General features: G+C 53.9%; 13 protein-coding genes and 1 riboswitch. All 13 genes read left to right on the top strand.

Annotation, left to right across the window (positions count from 1 at the left end):
- Positions 1–167 precede the first annotated feature (167 nt).
- The 13 genes from B1H56_RS06805 to tuf all read left to right on the top strand — a co-directional run bounded on the left by B1H56_RS06805 (position 168) and on the right by tuf (position 19,154).
- A complete protein-coding gene (locus tag B1H56_RS06805; RefSeq protein WP_066523492.1) occupies positions 168–410 on the top strand; it encodes an RNA-binding S4 domain-containing protein in 243 nt (80 codons plus the stop codon).
- A 3-nt stretch (positions 411–413) separates the two neighbouring features.
- Positions 414–1,583, top strand: coding sequence for a 2-C-methyl-D-erythritol 4-phosphate cytidylyltransferase (gene ispD, locus B1H56_RS06800; protein WP_066523491.1), 1,170 nt, complete (start codon positions 414–416; stop codon positions 1,581–1,583).
- A gap of 18 nt (positions 1,584–1,601) precedes the next feature.
- Positions 1,602–2,792 (top strand): TolB-like translocation protein, encoded by a 1,191-nt coding sequence (locus B1H56_RS06795; protein ID WP_147554744.1) that lies wholly within the window; start codon positions 1,602–1,604, stop codon positions 2,790–2,792.
- 13 nt (positions 2,793–2,805) lie between these two features.
- The gene (gene radA / locus B1H56_RS06790) at positions 2,806–4,155 is read left to right on the top strand and encodes a DNA repair protein RadA (RefSeq protein ID WP_066523489.1); all 1,350 of its coding nucleotides are present in this window, start codon (positions 2,806–2,808) and stop codon (positions 4,153–4,155) included.
- A gap of 114 nt (positions 4,156–4,269) precedes the next feature.
- Entirely contained in the window at positions 4,270–5,370 is a 1,101-nt protein-coding gene (locus B1H56_RS06785) for a PIN/TRAM domain-containing protein (RefSeq protein WP_066523488.1), read from the top strand.
- 293 nt (positions 5,371–5,663) lie between these two features.
- Positions 5,664–9,446 (top strand): DNA-directed RNA polymerase subunit beta, encoded by a 3,783-nt coding sequence (rpoB, locus tag B1H56_RS06780; RefSeq protein WP_066523487.1) that lies wholly within the window; start codon positions 5,664–5,666, stop codon positions 9,444–9,446.
- Positions 9,447–9,522: 76 nt separating this feature from the next.
- On the top strand, positions 9,523–13,092 hold the full coding sequence (gene rpoC, locus B1H56_RS06775) for a DNA-directed RNA polymerase subunit beta' (RefSeq protein ID WP_066523486.1): 3,570 nt from the start codon (positions 9,523–9,525) through the stop codon (positions 13,090–13,092).
- Between the two features lie 87 nt (positions 13,093–13,179).
- Positions 13,180–13,980 carry a hypothetical protein gene (locus B1H56_RS06770; protein ID WP_066523485.1) on the top strand — a complete coding sequence of 267 codons (801 nt, stop codon included), beginning with the start codon at positions 13,180–13,182 and terminating at the stop codon, positions 13,978–13,980.
- A 48-nt stretch (positions 13,981–14,028) separates the two neighbouring features.
- Positions 14,029–14,277 carry a ribosomal L7Ae/L30e/S12e/Gadd45 family protein gene (locus B1H56_RS06765; RefSeq protein ID WP_066523484.1) on the top strand — a complete coding sequence of 83 codons (249 nt, stop codon included), beginning with the start codon at positions 14,029–14,031 and terminating at the stop codon, positions 14,275–14,277.
- Positions 14,278–14,349: 72 nt separating this feature from the next.
- Positions 14,350–14,724, top strand: a complete 375-nt coding sequence (gene rpsL / locus B1H56_RS06760) for a 30S ribosomal protein S12 (RefSeq protein ID WP_066523483.1) — start codon at positions 14,350–14,352, stop codon at positions 14,722–14,724.
- Positions 14,725–14,915: 191 nt separating this feature from the next.
- On the top strand, positions 14,916–15,386 hold the full coding sequence (gene rpsG, locus B1H56_RS06755) for a 30S ribosomal protein S7 (RefSeq protein ID WP_066523482.1): 471 nt from the start codon (positions 14,916–14,918) through the stop codon (positions 15,384–15,386).
- 437 nt (positions 15,387–15,823) lie between these two features.
- Positions 15,824–17,902: an elongation factor G gene (fusA, locus tag B1H56_RS06750; protein WP_066523481.1), complete on the top strand. Its 2,079-nt coding sequence runs from the start codon at positions 15,824–15,826 to the stop codon at positions 17,900–17,902.
- A gap of 40 nt (positions 17,903–17,942) precedes the next feature.
- Positions 17,943–19,154, top strand: a complete 1,212-nt coding sequence (gene tuf, locus B1H56_RS06745; protein WP_066523778.1) for an elongation factor Tu — start codon at positions 17,943–17,945, stop codon at positions 19,152–19,154.
- Between the two features lie 196 nt (positions 19,155–19,350).
- Positions 19,351–19,432, top strand: a riboswitch (cyclic di-GMP riboswitch).
- The last annotated feature ends 37 nt before the right edge of the window (positions 19,433–19,469 follow it).

Here is a 19,469-nt window from a genome sequence, read left to right as displayed (position 1 = left end):
CGCGGACCGCGTTGATTGAATCTTGCCGCAAAAAGAGATATAATATATCTGTCTGTGCATTGTTGTATGACCGGGCGGCCGTTTTTTAAGACCGTGACGCGGTATGCTCCGTATATGCGCGCCATGCGCCGCATTTTATTAATTTTGCTGTAAGCGAGGAATTGAGATTGAGACTGGACAAATACCTGAAAGTATCCCGGCTGATTAAGCGCCGCACAGTGGCGCAGTCCGCATGCGAGGGCAGCCGCGTTCTTGTAAACGGGAAGGAACGCAAGCCGGGCTATGCCGTAAAGGTCGGAGACGAAATTACCATTGAATTCGGCTCGAAGCCGCTGCGCATACGCGTGCTTGCACTTGTGGAAACCACGAAAAAGCAGGAAGCCGAAGGAATGTATGAGGTGTTGGAATAAGCGATGAAAATTTGTGCGATTATCCTTGCGGCCGGCAGCGGCCGCCGCATGAAGATGGATACCAATAAGGTTTTCATCAAGTTTGACGAGCAAAGCGCCGTGGTGCGCTGCCTGAAGACCTTTGAAGCGACGGGGCTCTTTTCGGATATCATCGTTGTATGCAAACCGGAAGAACGCGAGACCATGGAACGCAAAATGAACAAGTATGTGAAGGGTCTCCGGTGCATTTTCTGCGAAGGCGGCAAGGAACGCCAGCATTCTGTGGCGAACGCCCTTCCGCTCGTGCCCGACGATACGGATATCGTAATGGTCCACGATGCGGCGAGGTGCTTTGTGACGGAGCGCATCATCCGCGACTGCGCGGCGAGCGCCATCCGCTGCGGAAGCGGCGTTACCGCTATTCCGGCAACGGATACGATCAAGCGCACCAGGCGCAATGTGGTAGAGGAAACGCTCCCGCGCGAGGAGCTGGTGTGTGTGCAGACCCCGCAGGCGTTTTCGCGCGAGCTCCTCATGCGCGCTTATGCGCAGGCAGAGGAAGACGGGTTCCTCGGGACGGATGACGCGTCCCTCGTGGAACGTATTTGCGACGAAGTACACATAGTGCCAGGCTCGCCGGACAATATCAAGCTTACGACCCGTGCGGACGTGGAACACGGGAACGATATCGCGCGCAAGCAGCAGATGTCGGATATCCGGATCGGCAATGGCTTTGACATGCATGCTTTCGCCAAGGACCGCAAGCTCATCCTCGGCGGGGTCGAAATCCCGTGTGATTTTGGGCTCGACGGGCATTCCGACGCGGATGTGCTGGTGCATGCTATTATGGATGCGCTTCTCGGGGCCGCGCGCATGGGCGACATCGGAGGGCTGTTTCCGGATACGGATCCTCAATACAAAGATATCTATTCCATTGACCTTTTGAAGGAAGTGGGAACGCTGCTGACCAAATACGGGTATTGTGTCATTAATATCGACAGTACCCTGATTATGCAGAAACCCAAGGTAATGCCCTACCGCGATACGATGGTCGAAAACATTGCGGGCGCGCTCGGCATGCCGCGTTCCTATGTGAATGTAAAGGCGACCACCACGGAATACCTCGGCGCGGTAGGCCGGGGAGAAGGCGCCGCCGCGCAGGCGGTGTGCATCCTGCAGAAAAAGAGGCAATAGCACGAAGGAAGCGAAGGTATGCGCAGACACAGACACAGAAGTATAACAGCCGTACGGCAGCCGATGATGCTCAGCCGCATCAAACGCAGCAATTTCTGGATACGCTTCCGGATCATCCTGCTCATCGCCGGGATTGCCGCGGGCGTGCTTGCGATTATTTTTTTCGGGTTTCCGCTGGTGGAAGACCTGATTAAAGGGGTAGACCCTTCGCTGCGCTACCAGCCGAAGGTAGAAGCGAGCTTTTCCCTCGAGGACGAGGATGCGCCGAAGGCGATCAAATCGGAGGAAATGTATTTCGATAAAAAGTACCAGCTCAAGAACGAGCCGTACATCGACGGAGACAATATTATTTTCACCACCCAGGTGCAGAAGGGAAGCGTGCAGCAGCTTGACGGCGTGGTGGTATATGATACGCAGAGCGGAGAAGAACGGCTGCTTGCCAACACGGAAAAGAAATATGATAACTTTATCTCTCCGGTGCTTTCGGGAAACGTTGCCGTTTTCCTCGACAGCATGACGAACGGCGGAGGGAGGATTCTCGGCTACGACCTTGAAAAAGACGAACAGTTTGTAATCAAGGAATATGCTTATGCGCCGCCCCGCCTTTCGATCAGCGGCGAACGCCTCGCGTTTATGCAGTGGGCGGGAGAAGAGACGCAGCGCCTCTATGTGTATAATGTAGCGACGCGCGAACCGGCGACCGTTAAGCTGTATGAACAAACGACGGGCAACAGTGCCGTGGATATTTCCCGGTCCGATATGGTATGGGCTGTAGAGGACGGCAAGGGCAATAGCGTTCTGAAACGGATTGCGTTCAATGAAGATGACGCAGCGTTTGATGATTATAATTTTGGGAACGCCGTATACGGACCCAAGACGAACGGAAAAGAAATCGTCTTCCGGACGGAAAAGGATACCGCCTCCTGCACGCTTATGATGTCCACGGAGGGCGGCGAGCCGACGAAGCTGGCGGAAGGTGTGTTCGATTACGATATTGGAGACAACTTCGTTGCCTATTCCAAAGGCGGGCAGATTTATGTGGCCTATACCAACGCGACGGATACGGTGCAGCTGACCAACGAGGTGACGCGCAACCGCCTCGCCTCGGCGAACGGAGACGGCATCTGCTATTATGACGAAACGGATAAATCGACGGAAAACGCGGTGCTCGACGAGGTGGTTCAGTACGCGTATGTGCCCGCAACCTGACGGAGGAAGCTAAGTGGCGAAAAGCAAAACGCAATTTATATGCAGCGAATGCGGATATGCGAGCGGAAAATGGTCGGGCCAGTGCCCGTCCTGCGGGAGCTGGAATACCATGGCGGAAGAGCTTGTGGCCGCCGCCCCCGTGGGGATGGGGAAAAGCGCGTCCGCTCCCGGGCGTATCGTGACTTTTGACAAGATTCCGCTGGAGCTCGGGAAACGGTTCCGGACGGAAATCGAGGAATTCGACCGCGTCCTTGGCGGCGGCGTCGTCCCGGGAGGGGTTACCTTGGCGGGCGGCGAACCGGGGATCGGAAAATCCACCCTGTTCCTGCAGGTGGCAAAGAAACTGACGGCCTACGGAAATGTGCTTTATGTGTCGGGGGAAGAATCGCCGTCGCAGATCAAAATGCGCGCGAAACGCCTTGGTGTGGAGGAAAACATTTATCTCATGGCGGAGACGGAAGTAGGCAGTATCCTCGCGGGCGTGGAACAGCTTTCGCCGAAATTTCTCATCGTGGATTCCATCCAGACGCTTTACGACGCGGACCTCTCGTCGGCGCCGGGCAGCGTGGGGCAGGTGCGCGGCTGTGCCTCGCGCATCACGCAGGCCGCCAAGCATATGGGGATGGCTGCCTTTATCGTGGGGCATGTGACAAAGGAAGGCGCAATCGCGGGGCCGCGCGTTTTAGAGCATATTGTGGATACGGTCCTTTATTTTGAAGGAGAACGCACATCAAACCTTCGCATCCTGCGGGCGGTAAAGAACCGCTTCGGCTCCACGGACGAGATCGGCGTATTCGAGATGCGCGACGCCGGAATGATGGAAGTGAAAAATCCAACTATGCTTTTTGAAGGGGATTTCGGGCAGGATATGAGCGGCGTATCTATTTTTGCCGCCACCCAGGGGACGCGGCCCATGCTGCTTGAAATACAGGCTTTGTGCGCGCATACCCAGCTTAATATCCCGCGGCGGCTCTGTTCGGGTATCGACCAGAACCGTCTTTATATGGTATGCGCAGTTTTGGAAAAGAAAATCGGTTTAAAACTGTATCAGCAGGATATTTTTGTGAACGTTGCGGGCGGCATCAAGGTGCGCGAGCACGCGGCAGACCTTGCGATGGCGGTTTCGATTGTGTCGTCTTTGCGCAACCTCGGCGTGCCGAGGGATACGGCCTTTATCGGCGAGGTCGGGCTTTCGGGAGAGATTCGCCATGTGGCCCAGCTTGAAAGGCGGGTTCTGGAATGTGCCAAGATGGGGATCGGCCGGGTATTTGTGCCCAAAAACAGCATCGAGCGCGGCGCGGACTACAAGATAAGGGTGGAAGGCGTGAGCACGCTGTCGGATGTGCTTGCCAAAGTTTTTTGAGATTCGTAAGGTGTTGTTCATAGAAAAGACATAAATTTGTTTTATACTGGATAACAGTTCCCTATAACGAAGGTTATAGTTAAAATATAAAACTGAATAGGAAGGAGTGATAGGATGTTTTATAAACTGATGCGGCTTTTTATCGTAGTCGTCGGATGCTTCATCGGCCCGGGACTGGTACTGGTCGGGGTGACGCTGTACAACTACTTCGCATCGGCGGACCTTTTCAGCACGCTTCAGACATGGGTGCCATTCGTTGCCTATATTGCAAGTGGAATTATCTCTGGAATCATATTTTTTATTTTATCCAAACGACTGGCAGGCGTATTTGAAAAGAACACGAAGAAGGTGGAGGCAAAGCTTGCGGCAACGCCGTCGGCGACGCTTCTCTCCGGGACGATTGGTCTCATACTGGGGCTGGTGGTGGCGGCCCTGATATCCATCATCATCGGGCTGATCCCGATCGCATGGCTATCGATTCCGCTGACGATCCTTGTCTACCTTGTGTTTGGGTCAATCGGCCTTTCCATGGGCGTCCGGCGCCGGTTCGACTTTACGGCGTTCCTGCATGCGCGTAAATCCGGCAAGGGAATGGAGCCCGCTAAAAAAGAAACGGGGACTTTCATTTCGCCAAAAATACTCGATACCAGCGTTATTATCGACGGACGGATCCTCGATATCTGCAAGACGGGGATGTTCGAGGGAGATATCGTGGTGCCGGAGTTTGTGCTGAAGGAATTGCAGCGGATCGCGGATTCGAGCGATTCCATGAAACGTACGCGCGGCAGGCGCGGGCTGGATATCCTTAGCAGTATGCAGAAGGAGCTGAAAAATTCCGTCAAGATCACGGATGCGGATTATGAAGACGTGCCCGAGGTGGACATCAAGCTTCTGAAGCTGGCGAAAGACCTTAATGGCAAGGTCGTCACCAATGATTACAACCTCAATAAGGTGGCTGCGGTGCAGGATGTTCCGGTGTTCAACATCAACGAACTCGCCAATGCGGTCAAGCCGATCCTGATGGCCGGGGAAGAGATGACGGTCACCATTGTGAAGGACGGTAAGGAGGCCAGCCAGGGCGTTGCGTACCTGGACGACGGAACGATGATCGTGGTGGAAGGCGCGAAGGGCCGGGAAGGCGAAACGATGGTTGTGGTCGTGACAAGCGTGCTGCAGACGGCGGCCGGGCGGATGATATTTGCCAAAATGAAATAATATGCGGAAGCGCGGATGTTTTGTCCGCGCTTCCGGTTTTTCCGGCGCGGCAGCCGTGAACCCCGCAAAAAAATTGCGCCGGAGCGAAAAAATCTTATTGACATCTTGTTTTTCCTGTGATAATATAGTAAACTGCATTAGCATAGTTGTACTGTGGAGGATTGGCTCTACCGGTCCGACCCTAAATGCTTTTGGAAAGCCAATTCCGGAGTATTTGGAAAAGCGGTGTGATGGACGTGCATATGCTTTTTGACCGTGAATAATCAATTTAAATATAGGAGTTGTTGTTTAGTATGCATGAAGTTAAGTTTGGAACGAATAAGAGAATGACCTTTTCCAAGATCAAAGAAGTTCTTGATATGCCGGACTTAATCGAAATCCAGAAGAACTCTTACAAACGCTTTTTAGAGGAGGGCCTTGGGGAAGTACTAAAAGACATCTCCCCCATTACGGACTATTCTGAAAATCTGGTACTTGAATTTGTCGACTACCACATCTCCGATGCGCCGAAATATGATGTAGAGGAATGTAAGGAACGCGACGTGAATTATGCCGCGCCCCTAAAGGTTCAGGTTCGCCTTTTCAACAAGGAAACGGGCGAAGTCAAGGAACAGGAAGTGTTCATGGGCGATTTCCCGCTGATGACCGAAAAGGGGACCTTCATTATCAATGGTGCCGAGCGTGTTATCGTATCGCAGCTTGTAAGAAGCCCTGGCGTTTATTTTGGAGTCGCGAAGGATAAGACCGGTAAAGACCTCTTCAGTTCTACGGTGATTCCAAACAGGGGTGCGTGGCTGGAATATGAGACGGATTCCAACGATTGCATGTATATTCGTGTAGACCGAACGAGGAAGCTTCCGGTAACGGTGTTCCTGCGTGCGATGGGTCTTTCCACGGATACGGATTTGCGCGCGTTTTTTGGCGACGACGTCAATATTGAGGCGACCATCAAAAAGGACAACACCTCTGTCAAGGAAGAGGGCCTGCTTGAGATATACAAGCGTCTGCGCCCGGGTGAGCCGCCGACGGTGGAAAGCGCCAACATTTTGATTGGCTCCCTGTTTTTTGATAATAAGCGGTATGACCTCGCGCGCGTCGGACGGTATAAATTCAATAAGAAGCTGGCGATTTCAAGCCGTATCGAAAATCAGGTCGCCGCGGAAAACGTGGTAGACGAGGATACCGGCGAACTTCTTGTTGCCGCGGGAGACGTAATCACGCCCAAGATTGCGCTGGCGATTGAAAATTCCGGCATTCCTTCGGTAGACATCTCCATCGGGGAAGAGGTGGTGCGCGTACACGGCAACCGTTTTGTGGACGCAAAGGGTTACCTCGATTTCAAACCGGCGGATGCGGGAATCAATGAAAAAGTATATTATCCGGCTCTGAAAGAAATCATCGGCGAGTGCGGAACGGACAAGAAAAAGCTTAAGGAAACGATTCGGGAAAACCTGCACGTGCTGATTCCGAGGCATATCATCATCGACGATATGTTCGCCTCCGTGAGCTATTTCCTCGGTCTTAAGCATGGGCTTGGCGTAACGGACGATATCGACCACCTCGGCAATAGGCGCCTGCGCTCGGTGGGTGAGCTTTTGCAGAACCAGATCCGCGTCGGCCTCACCAGGCTCGAACGTGTGGTTCGTGAGAGGATGTCGATCCAGGACATGGATGTGGCGACACCCTCCAACCTGATTAATATCCGTCCGGTAACGGCGTCGATTAAAGAATTTTTCGGCTCGTCCCAGCTTTCGCAGTTCATGGACCAGACAAACCCGCTTGCGGAGCTGACACATAAGAGAAGGCTGTCGGCACTGGGGCCGGGCGGCCTGAACCGTGACCGTGCAAGCTTCGACGTGCGGGACGTTCACCATTCGCATTATGGACGCATGTGTCCGATCGAGACGCCTGAAGGGCCGAACATCGGCCTGATCGGTTCTCTTTCCACGTATGCGCGGATCAATGAATATGGCTTTATCGAAACGCCGTTCCGCATCATCGACAAGAAGAACGGGCTTGTGACGGACAAGGTGAAATATATGACGGCGGACGAAGAGGAAGACCTCATCGTCGCGCAGGCAAACGAACCGATCGACGAAAACGGGCAGTTCGTACGCGAGCGCGTTATGTGCCGCGTACGCGACCAGATTGTCGAGGTGACGAGGAACGAAGTGGATTTGATGGACGTTTCGCCGAAGCAGCTTGTTTCGGTGGCGACCTCGTTGATTCCCTTCCTTGAAAACGACGACGCAAACCGCGCCCTCATGGGTTCCAACATGCAGAGGCAGGCGGTGCCGCTCCTGATTCCGGAGGCTCCGGTGGTCGGAACGGGCATGGAGTACAAAGCGGCGTATGACTCGGGCGTGCTCTCTATTTCCAAGAAGAGCGGCATTGTGAAGAGCGTCGATGCAAAGAATGTGGTAATTGCAAATGACGACGGTACGGAATCCGAGTTCCATCTGATTAAGTTTGCGCGCTCCAATCAGGGGACATGCATCAACCAGCTGCCTATCGTATACGAAGGCCAGCGGGTCGAAGCGGGACAGGTCGTCGCCGACGGACCTTCCACAGCCAACGGTGAGCTTGGCCTCGGCAAAAACGTCCTGATCGGCTTCATGACGTGGGAAGGTTATAACTACGAGGATGCTATGCTGCTTTCCGAACGTCTCGTAAAAGACGACGTTTTCACCTCTATGCACGTTGCAGAGTATGAAGCGGAAGCGCGGGATACGAAACTCGGGCCGGAAGAGATCACACGGGATATCCCGAACGTCGGCGAGGATGCTTTGAAAGACCTCGATTCGCGCGGCATTATCCGCATTGGGGCGGAGGTCAGAAGCGGCGATATCCTGGTTGGCAAGGTCACGCCGAAGGGCGAGACAGAGCTTACAGCGGAAGAGCGGCTCCTGCGCGCGATCTTTGGTGAAAAGGCGCGCGAGGTGCGCGATACTTCCCTGCGGGTTCCGCACGGCGAAGGCGGCGTGGTCGTCGACGTGAAGATATTTACACGCGAAAACAAGGATGAACTTACGGCGGGCGTTAATAAGCTCGTACGTGTTTACATTGCGCAGAAACGGAAAATTTCCGTGGGCGACAAAATGGCCGGACGACATGGCAACAAGGGCGTTATCTCGCGCATCCTTCCAATGGAGGACATGCCGTTCCTGCCGGATGGGCGTCCGCTGGATATTGTCCTAAACCCCTTGGGCGTTCCTTCCCGTATGAACATCGGGCAGGTGCTGGAGGTTCATCTCGGTATGGCGGCACGCGCTCTCGGTTTTAACGTGGCGACGCCGGTATTCGACGGAGCTTCCGAGGAAGATATCGAACAGCTGCTTGCGCAGAGCGGACTTTCGCCGGACGGTAAAACGGTGCTTTACGACGGCCGCAGCGGCGAGCCGTTTGAAAACCGCGTGACGGTCGGCTATATGTATATCTTAAAGCTGCACCACCTGGTAGACGATAAGATTCATGCGCGTTCCACCGGCCCCTACTCGCTCGTGACCCAGCAGCCCCTCGGCGGGAAAGCGCAGTTCGGCGGCCAGCGTTTCGGCGAGATGGAAGTGTGGGCGCTCGAGGCTTACGGCGCGGCGAACACCCTGCAGGAGATATTGACCGTGAAATCGGACGACGTGGTCGGACGTGTCAAAACGTACGAAGCGATCGTCAAAGGCGAGAATATCCCGGAGCCGGGCGTTCCGGAATCCTTTAAAGTATTAATCAAGGAGATGCAGAGCCTTGGCCTCGATATCAAGGTGCTATCCGAAGACAGGGGCGAAATTGCCATCAAGGAAACGGACGACGATGACGGCATGGCGATCGACATCAATATCGCGGGGGCGGAAGACCTCCCGGCGGACGATGAGGAATTTGACGCGGGCGATATGGTGATCGAAGACCTCGACGATATCTCGATGGATGAGCTCGACCTCCCGGATATCGGCCTGCTTGAGGATGAAGACATCGATTTCGATGATTTTGACGACGATGTGATCGGCGATTTGGAAGAAGACATCGATATCAGCGAGGATCTCAATATCGATACGGAAGGCATGGACGATCCTGACGATATGTAACGCTTTGCGCAGTCTGCGCGGGCGGATGAGAATAGTTTATAATTTTTTGAGATAGCAGAGAGGAGTGGAGTTACCTTTGTTTGAACTCAATACATTTGATTCGATACAGATTGGTTTGGCATCTCCGGAGAAAATACGCGAATGGTCGCACGGCGAGGTTAAAAAGCCCGAAACGATCAATTACCGCACGTTGAAACCGGAGAAGGACGGACTGTTCTGTGAACGCATTTTCGGCCCCACGAAGGACTGGGAATGCCACTGCGGAAGATATAAAAGAATCCGCTATAAGGGAATTGTGTGCGAAAAGTGCGGAGTGGAAGTGACGCGCGCCAAGGTGCGGCGCGAACGCATGGGCCACATCGAGCTCGCCGCACCGGTCTCCCACATCTGGTACTTCAAGGGGATCCCGTCCCGTATGGGCCTGCTCCTCGATATGTCCCCGCGTTCGCTCGAAAAGGTGCTGTATTTTGCGGCCTTCGTCGTGACGGAACCGGGGGAAACTCCTCTTGAATACAAACAACTGCTGACAGATAAGGAATACCGCGAAGCGCAGGCCAAGTTCGGCGAGGACTCGTTCTCGGCGGGCATGGGCGCGGAGGCGGTCAAGGTGCTGCTGAAAAAGGTCGACCTTGAGGAAGAAGCAAAGGCCCTGCGCGAGGAACTGAAGACCTCCACCGGCCAAAAGCGCATCCGCGCGATCAAGCGTCTCGAGGTTGTGGAAGCATTCCGCCAGTCCGGAAACAAACCGGAATGGATTATTATGGATGTGGTTCCGGTGATCCCGCCCGAACTGCGCCCGATGGTGCAGCTCGACGGCGGACGTTTCGCGACGTCCGACCTCAACGACCTGTACCGCCGCGTAATTAACCGTAACAACCGCCTCAACAGGCTTTTACAGTTGCGGGCTCCCGATATTATCGTCAGGAACGAAAAGCGTATGCTGCAGGAAGCGGTAGATGCTTTGATCGATAACGGCAGGCGCGGACGTCCGGTGACGGGCCCCGGCAACCGGCCGTTAAAGTCCCTGTCCGACATGCTGCGCGGCAAGCAGGGGCGTTTCCGCCAGAACCTGCTCGGAAAGCGCGTCGACTATTCCGGCCGCAGCGTCATTGTGGTTGGACCGGAACTGAAAATGTACCAATGCGGTCTTCCGAAGGAAATGGCGCTCGAGCTCTTTAAGCCGTTCGTCATGAAAAAGCTTGTGGAGGAAGGCTTTGCCCATAACATCAAGTCTGCGAAACGGATGGTGGAAAAAGTGCGGCCCGAGGTCTGGGACGTTCTTGAAGAAGTGATCAAGGGACATCCGGTGCTTTTGAACCGCGCGCCTACGCTGCACAGGCTGGGTATTCAGGCGTTTGAGCCGATCCTGGTGGAGGGACGCGCGATTAAGCTGCATCCGCTCGCATGTACGGCATACAATGCCGACTTCGACGGCGACCAGATGGCTGTGCACGTTCCGCTTTCCGTGGAAGCACAGTCCGAAGCGCGGTTTCTCATGCTCGCAGCGAACAACATCTTAAAGCCGCAGGACGGAAAACCCGTCGTATCGCCTACGCAGGATATGGTCATCGGGTCCTATTACCTGACCATCCATCGGAAGGGCGCGAAGGGAGAGGGCAGCATCTTTGCTTCCCCGGATGAAGCGATCCTCGCATACAACACGGGCAACATCGACCTGCAGGCGATGGTGAAGATCCGCGTGACAAAAGAAGTGGACGGCGGGATGAAAACGGGTATCATCGAGACGACGACGGGCCGCGTGATTTTTAACCAGGCGATCCCGCAGGACCTCGGATATATGGACCGGTCCATCCCCGGAAATGAATTGAGATTTGAAGTGGACCAGCTGATCGATAAAAAGCAGCTCGGGAAGCTGGTTGACCTCTGCTATGCAAAGCTCGGGCCCACGAAAACCTCCCATGTATTGGATAATATCAAAAAGCAGGGTTTCCACTATTCGACAATCGGCGCGATTACGGTCTCCGTTTCGGATATCAAGATTCCGCCAGCGAAAAAGAAACTGATTGCCGAAGCGGAGGACCGCGTGTTGACGATCGAAAAGCAGTATAAGCGCGGACTGCTGACGGATAAGGAAAAGAAAGACAATGCGGTCAAGGTTTGGGAAGAGACTACGGGCAAGGTGACGGACGCATTGATGAAGAGCCTCGACGAGTTCAATCCCATTTACATGATGGCCAACTCCGGCGCCCGTGGTTCAACAAACCAGATCAGGCAGTTGGCCGGTATGCGCGGACTGATGGCGGACCCGAACGGTGAAATCATTGAAATTCCGATCCGCGCGAACTTCCGCGAGGGCCTTACCGTTCTGGAATACTTCATTTCCTCGCACGGCGCGCGGAAGGGCCTTGCCGATACGGCGCTTAGAACGGCAGACTCCGGCTACCTGACACGCCGCCTCGTTGACGTTTCCCATAACGTCATCGTGCGCGAAGTGGACTGCTTCGAGAATCTCGGCGAGCAGGTACAGGGCGTGCCGATCAGGAAGCTTACGAACACGAGCGGCAAGGAAGTTATCGAGCCGCTGTGCGACAGGATCCGTGGACGTTATACGTCTCAGGACGTGATCGATAAAGACGGCAGTGTAATCGTCAAGGCCAACGAGATGATTACGAATGAAATTGCCGACAGGATCGAGAGGGCGGGCATCGAGGAGGTCTATATCCGTACGGTGTTTACCTGCAAGAGCGAGCATGGCGTGTGCGCGAAGTGCTATGGCGCGAACATGGCGACGGGCGGACCGGTCGACATCGGCGAAGCAGTGGGCGTCATCGCGGCGCAGTCCATCGGCGAGCCGGGTACGCAGCTGACGATGCGGACGTTCCATACGGGCGGCGTTGCCGGCGGCGATATCACGCAGGGCCTCCCTCGTGTAGAGGAATTGTTTGAAGCGAGAAAGCCGCGCGGCCTTGCCGTCATCTCCGAAATTGCGGGAACGGTTGCCATCAACGATACGCGCAAAAAACGCGAAATCACAGTGGCGAACGATTCGGGCGAGGCAAAGACGTACCTCATTCCGTATGGTTCGCGCGTAACGGTTGCGGACGGACAGGTGATCGAAGCGGGCGACGAGCTCACGGAAGGTTCGATCAACCCGAATGATATTTTGAAGATCAAGGGCGTTAAGGGCGTTCAGGAATACCTTCTGAAAGAAGTCCAGATGGTGTACCGGATGCAGGGCGTCGAGATTTCCGATAAGCACCTTGAGATCATTGTGCGCCAGATGCTTAAAAAGTGCAAGATCGAGGATGCGGGCGATACGTCCATGCTTCCGGGCGAACTCGTGGACATCTTCCAGTTTGATAAAGAGAACGAGCAGATGATTGAGGGCGGCAAGGAACCGGCGACTGCGTCGCGCGTGCTCCTTGGTATCACCAAGGCTTCGCTTTCCACGAACAGCTTCCTTTCGGCGGCTTCCTTCCAGGAGACGACAAGGGTGCTGACCGAGGCGGCGATCAAAGGGAAGGTGGATCCGCTCCTTGGCCTCAAGGAGAACATCATCATCGGTAAATTGATCCCGGCCGGCACAGGCATGAAGCGTTACAAGAACATCGACGTCATCAGCAATGTTGTCAACGAAGACATTGCGGCCCAGATCGACGACGACTTGTCGGATACCGAACTCTGAAATAAATAGGAATGGCAGTGGGCGGAGGCGGCAACGCCTCCGCTTTTTACAAGGCCCGCAAGGGCGGGGGCTCTGTAGGAGGATTGAATGAGCAATACGAATTATGATCCGCGTCAGAACGAAGAAATGAAAAAAAGGTGCCCGATTGCTGACAGCGAATTATGTGAATGGCTGGGAAAAAACGGGTGCTACCAGTGCTATATCAGTTCTTTGAAATCGGACAACAAAAAGGAAGAGGCACTCGAGCATTGGAAGGTAACGCTTTCCTATTTGCCGGATAATATTGACGACCTCCATCTTTCGGATGAGTGCCAGTTCTGTAAGGACGAAAAACCGGAAAAAGCCGAATATTACGCCACCTTTGAGATGGCTCATCCAGAGCCATACGCGGAAAAAGGCATGATCCTCGGGCTGGGAAAAAAGGTGCGCACCCCGATCGGGTCGCTGCTTTCAATTCAGGCGTCCATCGGAAAGGAATGCAAAAAAGCGTTCAAGATGTCGGACGTTTTGCAGCTTGGGACCTTTCTCGGTTTTCTCGTGGCGGCCTTTGTGCTGCTGATGATCCCGCAGATTGGGCAGGCGATGGCGAACTGGATGGCGCTTATGCCCTATATCTTTATTGCGCTGATGCTGCTGGCGGGATATTTTCTCGGGAAAAACCTTGCGGCGGCGCATCTCAAAAAGATCAAGCAGCATGTGAAGGTAGACCTTGCCGAGATACCGCAGATAAAGCAAATGCTGAACAGGGGATGGTTCTTTTTCCAGACGGGCAGCGACGGCATGCCAAAGGTTTTCTTCCACAAAACGAAGACCTATAACTGCCTGAAGCCGCAGCGTGAATGCGGCGACGGGGAAGAGGACGATATGCTTGACAATATCAACATTTGAGTGGTATTATATTTAGGCGCGCTTTTTTGCGTTTTTTGAGGGAACAAGATGTTTGAGGAACTGGAAAACGCCGAAAACAAAGTGGTCGGACTGAAGCAACTGCTGCGCGGGCTTGCCGCGGACGAAGTCGTTATGGTGTACATCGCCGACGATGCGGACGGGCACGTGAAGGAGCAGATTCTATCGGCCATTGGCGAAAAGGAAATCCATGTGGTAAACGTGGAATCCATGCGCGAACTGGGGATACGGTGCGGTATCGATGTCGCTGCCGCATGCGCTGCGATCCTAAAAAACTAATTCTCTTCAGGGTTGCGGAGAATTTAAACTATATTCTGTAAGAATTGATGATTAAGAAAGGAAGGTGCGTGTATGCCTACCATAAACCAATTGGTAAAACACGGCAGAAAATCTCAGGTTTCAAAATCGAATTCGCCTATACTGAAGCAATCTCCCCAGAAGAGGGGTGTATGTCTTGCAGTAAGGACGATGACTCCTAAAAAGCCGAATTCTGCTCTTCGTAAAATTGCAAGGGTTCGCCTTGTAAACGGCATGGAAGGTACGGCTTACATTCCGGGAATCGGCCATAACCTGCAGGAACATAGCGTTGTCCTCATCAGAGGCGGCAGGGTAAAAGACCTCCCTGGTGTAAGATATCATATCATTCGCGGCGCCCTCGATACGGCCGGTGTTGCGGATCGGAAACAGGCGCGCAGCCGTTACGGCGCGAAAATGCCTAAAAAATAAGCTGCGTATTTTCTGGCGGACTGGTTTCCCGTTCCTGCGGACGGCATGGATTGTTTTCCGTATGTTCAGGACCGGAGCCACCGGATTTATGGGCGCTTTTGTCACGCAGGATGCGGGACTGCGTGGAACAACGTTCCCTGCTCCCCATTTTGCAATATGAATTTTAGATTGATAATAAGGAGGGCTTTCAAATGCCTAGACGTGGTGGAGTTCCGAAGCGTGAGGTAATAGCGGATCCTATGTATAACAGCACGGTCGTAACTAAGCTCATCAACCAGATCATGGTTGACGGAAAGCGTGGAACGGCTCAGCGGATTTGCTACGACGCTTTTGAAATAATCAAAGAAAAAACAGGACAGGATGCGATTGACGTATTCAATTCCTGTATGGAAAACGTAATGCCTGTACTGGAAGTGAAGGCGCGGCGCGTCGGCGGTGCGACCTATCAGGTTCCGATGGAAGTGCGCCCCGAGCGGCGGCAGACGCTGGCGATCCGCTGGCTGGCCCTGTTCTCAGGCAAGCGCGGCGAGCGTACGATGCGTGAACGCCTTGCGTCGGAGATTATGGACGCGGCCAATAACACAGGCGCAAGCGTAAAGAAGAAAGAAGATATGCATAAGATGGCGGAAGCGAACAAGGCATTCGCGCATTACAGGTGGTAAGTACCGGGCATATCAACTGAATGACAACAGGAATTGCGGAAGCGGTTTTGCGGGGGTTTCCCTGTAAAACCGCCGATGCTTTACAGAGATACCCGCGAAATTCAAAGCAAATGGCCGGGGTTTTCCAGGCTACCCGACGCTTCAGGCTCAGCGCGTTGTGCCGGCAGGCGGAATATGCAAGCCGCGGCGGTTGGCAGAACGAGGCTATACGGGAAAGAAGCTAGGCGGGCGGATTTTATGGCGTTAAGCGAACACACGGCTGCATGTGTCGAATGCTGCGCGGGTTTGCGGCGGATTCAGATAAGTAAACTTATCGTAAATATGCCGTAAATTTTATGTGAAAACACTGGAAGCCGCTGCGTGGGACGGGTATACTGTTGTCTGTTGAGTTAAAAATTTTTTAATATAAATTTTGATCGAATTGGAAAGGAGATACAATGTCTGGAAAATTTCCTCTTGAAAAAGTAAGGAATATCGGTATCATGGCGCATATCGATGCGGGCAAGACCACCGCTACGGAGCGTATCCTGTTCTATACGGGCAGGACCTATAAAATCGGTGACACCCACGACGGCAACGCGGTCATGGACTGGATGGAGCAGGAGCAGGAAAGAGGCATCACGATTACATCCGCTGCAACGACGACGCAGTGGGAAGGGCATCAGATCAACATTATCGATACGCCCGGACACGTTGACTTCACAGTGGAAGTAGAACGTTCCCTGCGCGTACTGGACGGAGCTGTGGCTGTGTTCTGTGCAAAAGGCGGCGTAGAGCCCCAGTCTGAAACGGTATGGCGGCAGGCAGAAGGCTACGGCGTTCCGCGTATGGCGTTCGTTAATAAAATGGACATCATGGGAGCCGATTTCTATAATGTAGTTGATATGATTAAGGAGCGCCTCGGCGCGAATCCGGTGCCGCTTCAGCTGCCGATCGGCGTTGAAGACACGTTCTCCGGCGTCGTTGACCTTGTGGAAATGAAGGCGATCGTTTATCCGGACGATGATCCTACGGGTACAAAGTTCGAGGTCGTCGAAATTCCGGATGACATGAAGGAAATTGCGGACGACTACCGTGAGAAGCTGATCGAATCTGTGGCGGATCACGACGAGTCCATTATGGAAAAATATTTCGCCGGCGAAGAGATCACGAAAGACGAGATCATCAAGGTCCTGCGCAAAGGAACGATTGCCGGTACGATTATTCCGGTGTGCTGCGGCAGCGCATACCGCAATAAGGGCGTGCAGCCCCTGCTCGACAAAATCGTGGAGCTGATGCCGTCTCCGCTGGATATTCCTCCGGTCAAAGGCATCAAGCCGGGCACAGACGAGGAAATCGAGCGCCCGGCAGACCCGAACGGCCCCTTTGCGGCTCTGGCCTTTAAGATTATGGCCGATCCGTTCGTTGGGAAGCTGGCATTCTTCCGTGTTTATTCCGGCAAACTCAGGAGCGGTTCTTATGTGCTCAACTCCACGAAGGGTAAGCGCGAGAGGATCGGGCGTATCCTGAGGATGCACGCAAACCACCGGGAAGAAGTGGACGAGGTCGAGGCTGGCGATATCGCGGCGGCCGTTGGTTTCAAAGATGTTGGAACGGGCGATACGCTGTGCGACGACAAACAGCAGATCATCCTTGAAAACATGATATTTCCAGATCCGGTTATCCAGGTGGCGATTGAGCCGAAGACAAAGGCAGGTCAGGAAAAGATGTCGGTCGCGCTGCAGAAGCTGGCAGAAGAAGACCCGACATTCCGTGCCTATACGGATGAAGAGACGGGGCAGACGATCATCGCCGGTATGGGCGAGCTGCATTTGGAAATCATCGTAGACCGCATGCTCCGCGAATTCAAGGTGGAAGCGGCGGTAGGTAAGCCGCAGGTCGCTTACAGGGAAGCGATGACCAAGCCGGTCGATGTGGAAGGCAAATATGTCCGCCAGTCTGGTGGTAAAGGCCAGTATGGTCATTGTAAAATTCACGTTGAACCTCTGGAGCCCGGCAGCGGCTATGAGTTCGAGAATAAAATTGTTGGCGGCGCGATTCCGAAGGAATATATCCCGTCGATCGACGCAGGGATTCAGGAAGCGGCCAAGAGCGGTATTGTCGGCGGCTACGAAGTGGTAGACTTCAAGGTTACGCTGGTCGACGGTTCTTACCACGAAGTTGACTCCTCGGAAATGGCGTTCAAGATCGCGGGTTCCATGGCAATCAAGGAAGCGTTCGCGAAGGGCGGCAGCATTCTTTTGGAGCCGATGATGAAGGTCGAGGTGGTCGTTCCGGAAGAATACCTTGGCGACGTAATGGGAAATGTAAATTCCCGCCGCGGAAGGATCGAAGGAACGGAAGCGCGCGGCAGCGGACAGATTATCCGTGCAATGGTACCGCTTTCCGAGATGTTCGGCTATGCGACGGACCTGCGCTCGAGAACGCAGGGACGCGGACAGTTCACAATGCAGTTTGACCACTACGAACCGGTTCCGAAGAGCATGGTAGAGAAGATTACCGGGGAAAAGAAGTAATTTATAATAACGAAAGAAAAGAAATAAGGAGAAAAAAGCAATGGCAAAGGGTAAGTTTGAAAGAACGAAGCCGCATGTAAACATCGGAACGATCGGGCACGTGGACCACGGGAAAACGACGCTGACAGCGGCGATCACGATGGTGCTGGCAAAGAACGGCCAGGCGGAAGCGACGAAATATGATGAAATCGATAAGGCGCCGGAAGAAAAAGAGCGTGGGATCACGATCAATACGGCCCATGTGGAATATGAAACGGCAACGAGGCACTATGCGCACGTAGACTGCCCGGGACACGCGGACTATGTAAAGAACATGATAACGGGAGCGGCGCAGATGGACGGAGCGATCCTGGTGGTATCGGCGGCGGACGGCCCGATGCCGCAGACGCGGGAGCACATCCTGCTTGCGAGGCAGGTAGGGGTACCGTACATCATCGTCTACATGAACAAGACGGACCAGGTAGACGATCCGGAGCTTTTGGAGCTGGTAGAGATGGAGATCAGGGAGCTGCTTTCGGAGTACGACTTTCCGGGAGACGACACCCCGATCATAAAGGGAAGCGCGCTGAAGGCGCTGGAAGCAGCGCAGGCGTCGGACGACATAGCGGACAATCCGGACTGCCAGAGCATCTTCGAGCTGATGGAAGCGGTAGACACGTATATCCCGGAACCGGAAAGAGACATCGACAAGCCGTTCCTGATGCCGGTAGAGGACGTATTCTCGATCACGGGGCGCGGGACGGTAGCAACGGGGCGCGTGGAGAGAGGGACGGTAAAGGTACAGGACACGGTAGAGATCGTCGGACTGACGGACGAGAAGCGGAGCGTAGTGGTAACGGGCGTAGAAATGTTCCGGAAGCTGCTTGACGAAGCGATCACGGGAGACAACATCGGAGTACTTCTGAGGGGAGTGCAGAGGGACGAGATCGAAAGAGGGCAGGTATTGTCGAAGCCGGGATCGATCCATCCGCATACGCACTTCAACAGCAGCGTGTACGTGCTGAAGAAGGAAGAAGGAGGCCGCCACACGCCGTTCTTCAACGGATACCGTCCGCAGTTCTATTTCAGGACGACGGACGTAACGGGAGTGATCGAGCTTCCGGGTGGAACGGAAATGGTAATGCCTGGGGACAATATCGAGATGGAGATCAAGCTGATTACGCCGATTGCGATTGAAGAAGGACTTCGGTTCGCAATCCGCGAGGGAGGCCGAACGGTAGGCTCTGGGGTTGTATCCGGTGTGATCGAATAAGCGGCACCGCAGATAAAAGGAATGGCGCCTGCCATTCCTTTTTTTGTTGCGGCTTACTGCTATGGATGTTTTTGACGGAAGGCACGAAGCGCAAAAGGAGATAGCTGCAGAAATGCCCGGGATCCTTTTTATAAAGGCTTTTTAACGATTTTCTTTATTGACCTTTGGGAAAAAAGGAGTACAATGGGAATAGAATCATCTATAAAGGCAAACCTGCCGAAAGGTAGGGACGCAAAGCCAACGGATCTAAACGTAAGCAGGATGGCCGGGTTGCAGATTGGATATCTTCCCTCTAATCAAATACCCGAAAAGTAG

Source organism: Christensenella minuta, from assembly GCF_003628755.1.
In the GTDB taxonomy this organism is placed as follows: Bacteria; Bacillota; Clostridia; order Christensenellales; family Christensenellaceae; genus Christensenella; species Christensenella minuta.
The sequence above is the reverse complement of the archived record's forward strand: the minus strand, read 5'-3'. Positions and strand labels throughout refer to the sequence as shown.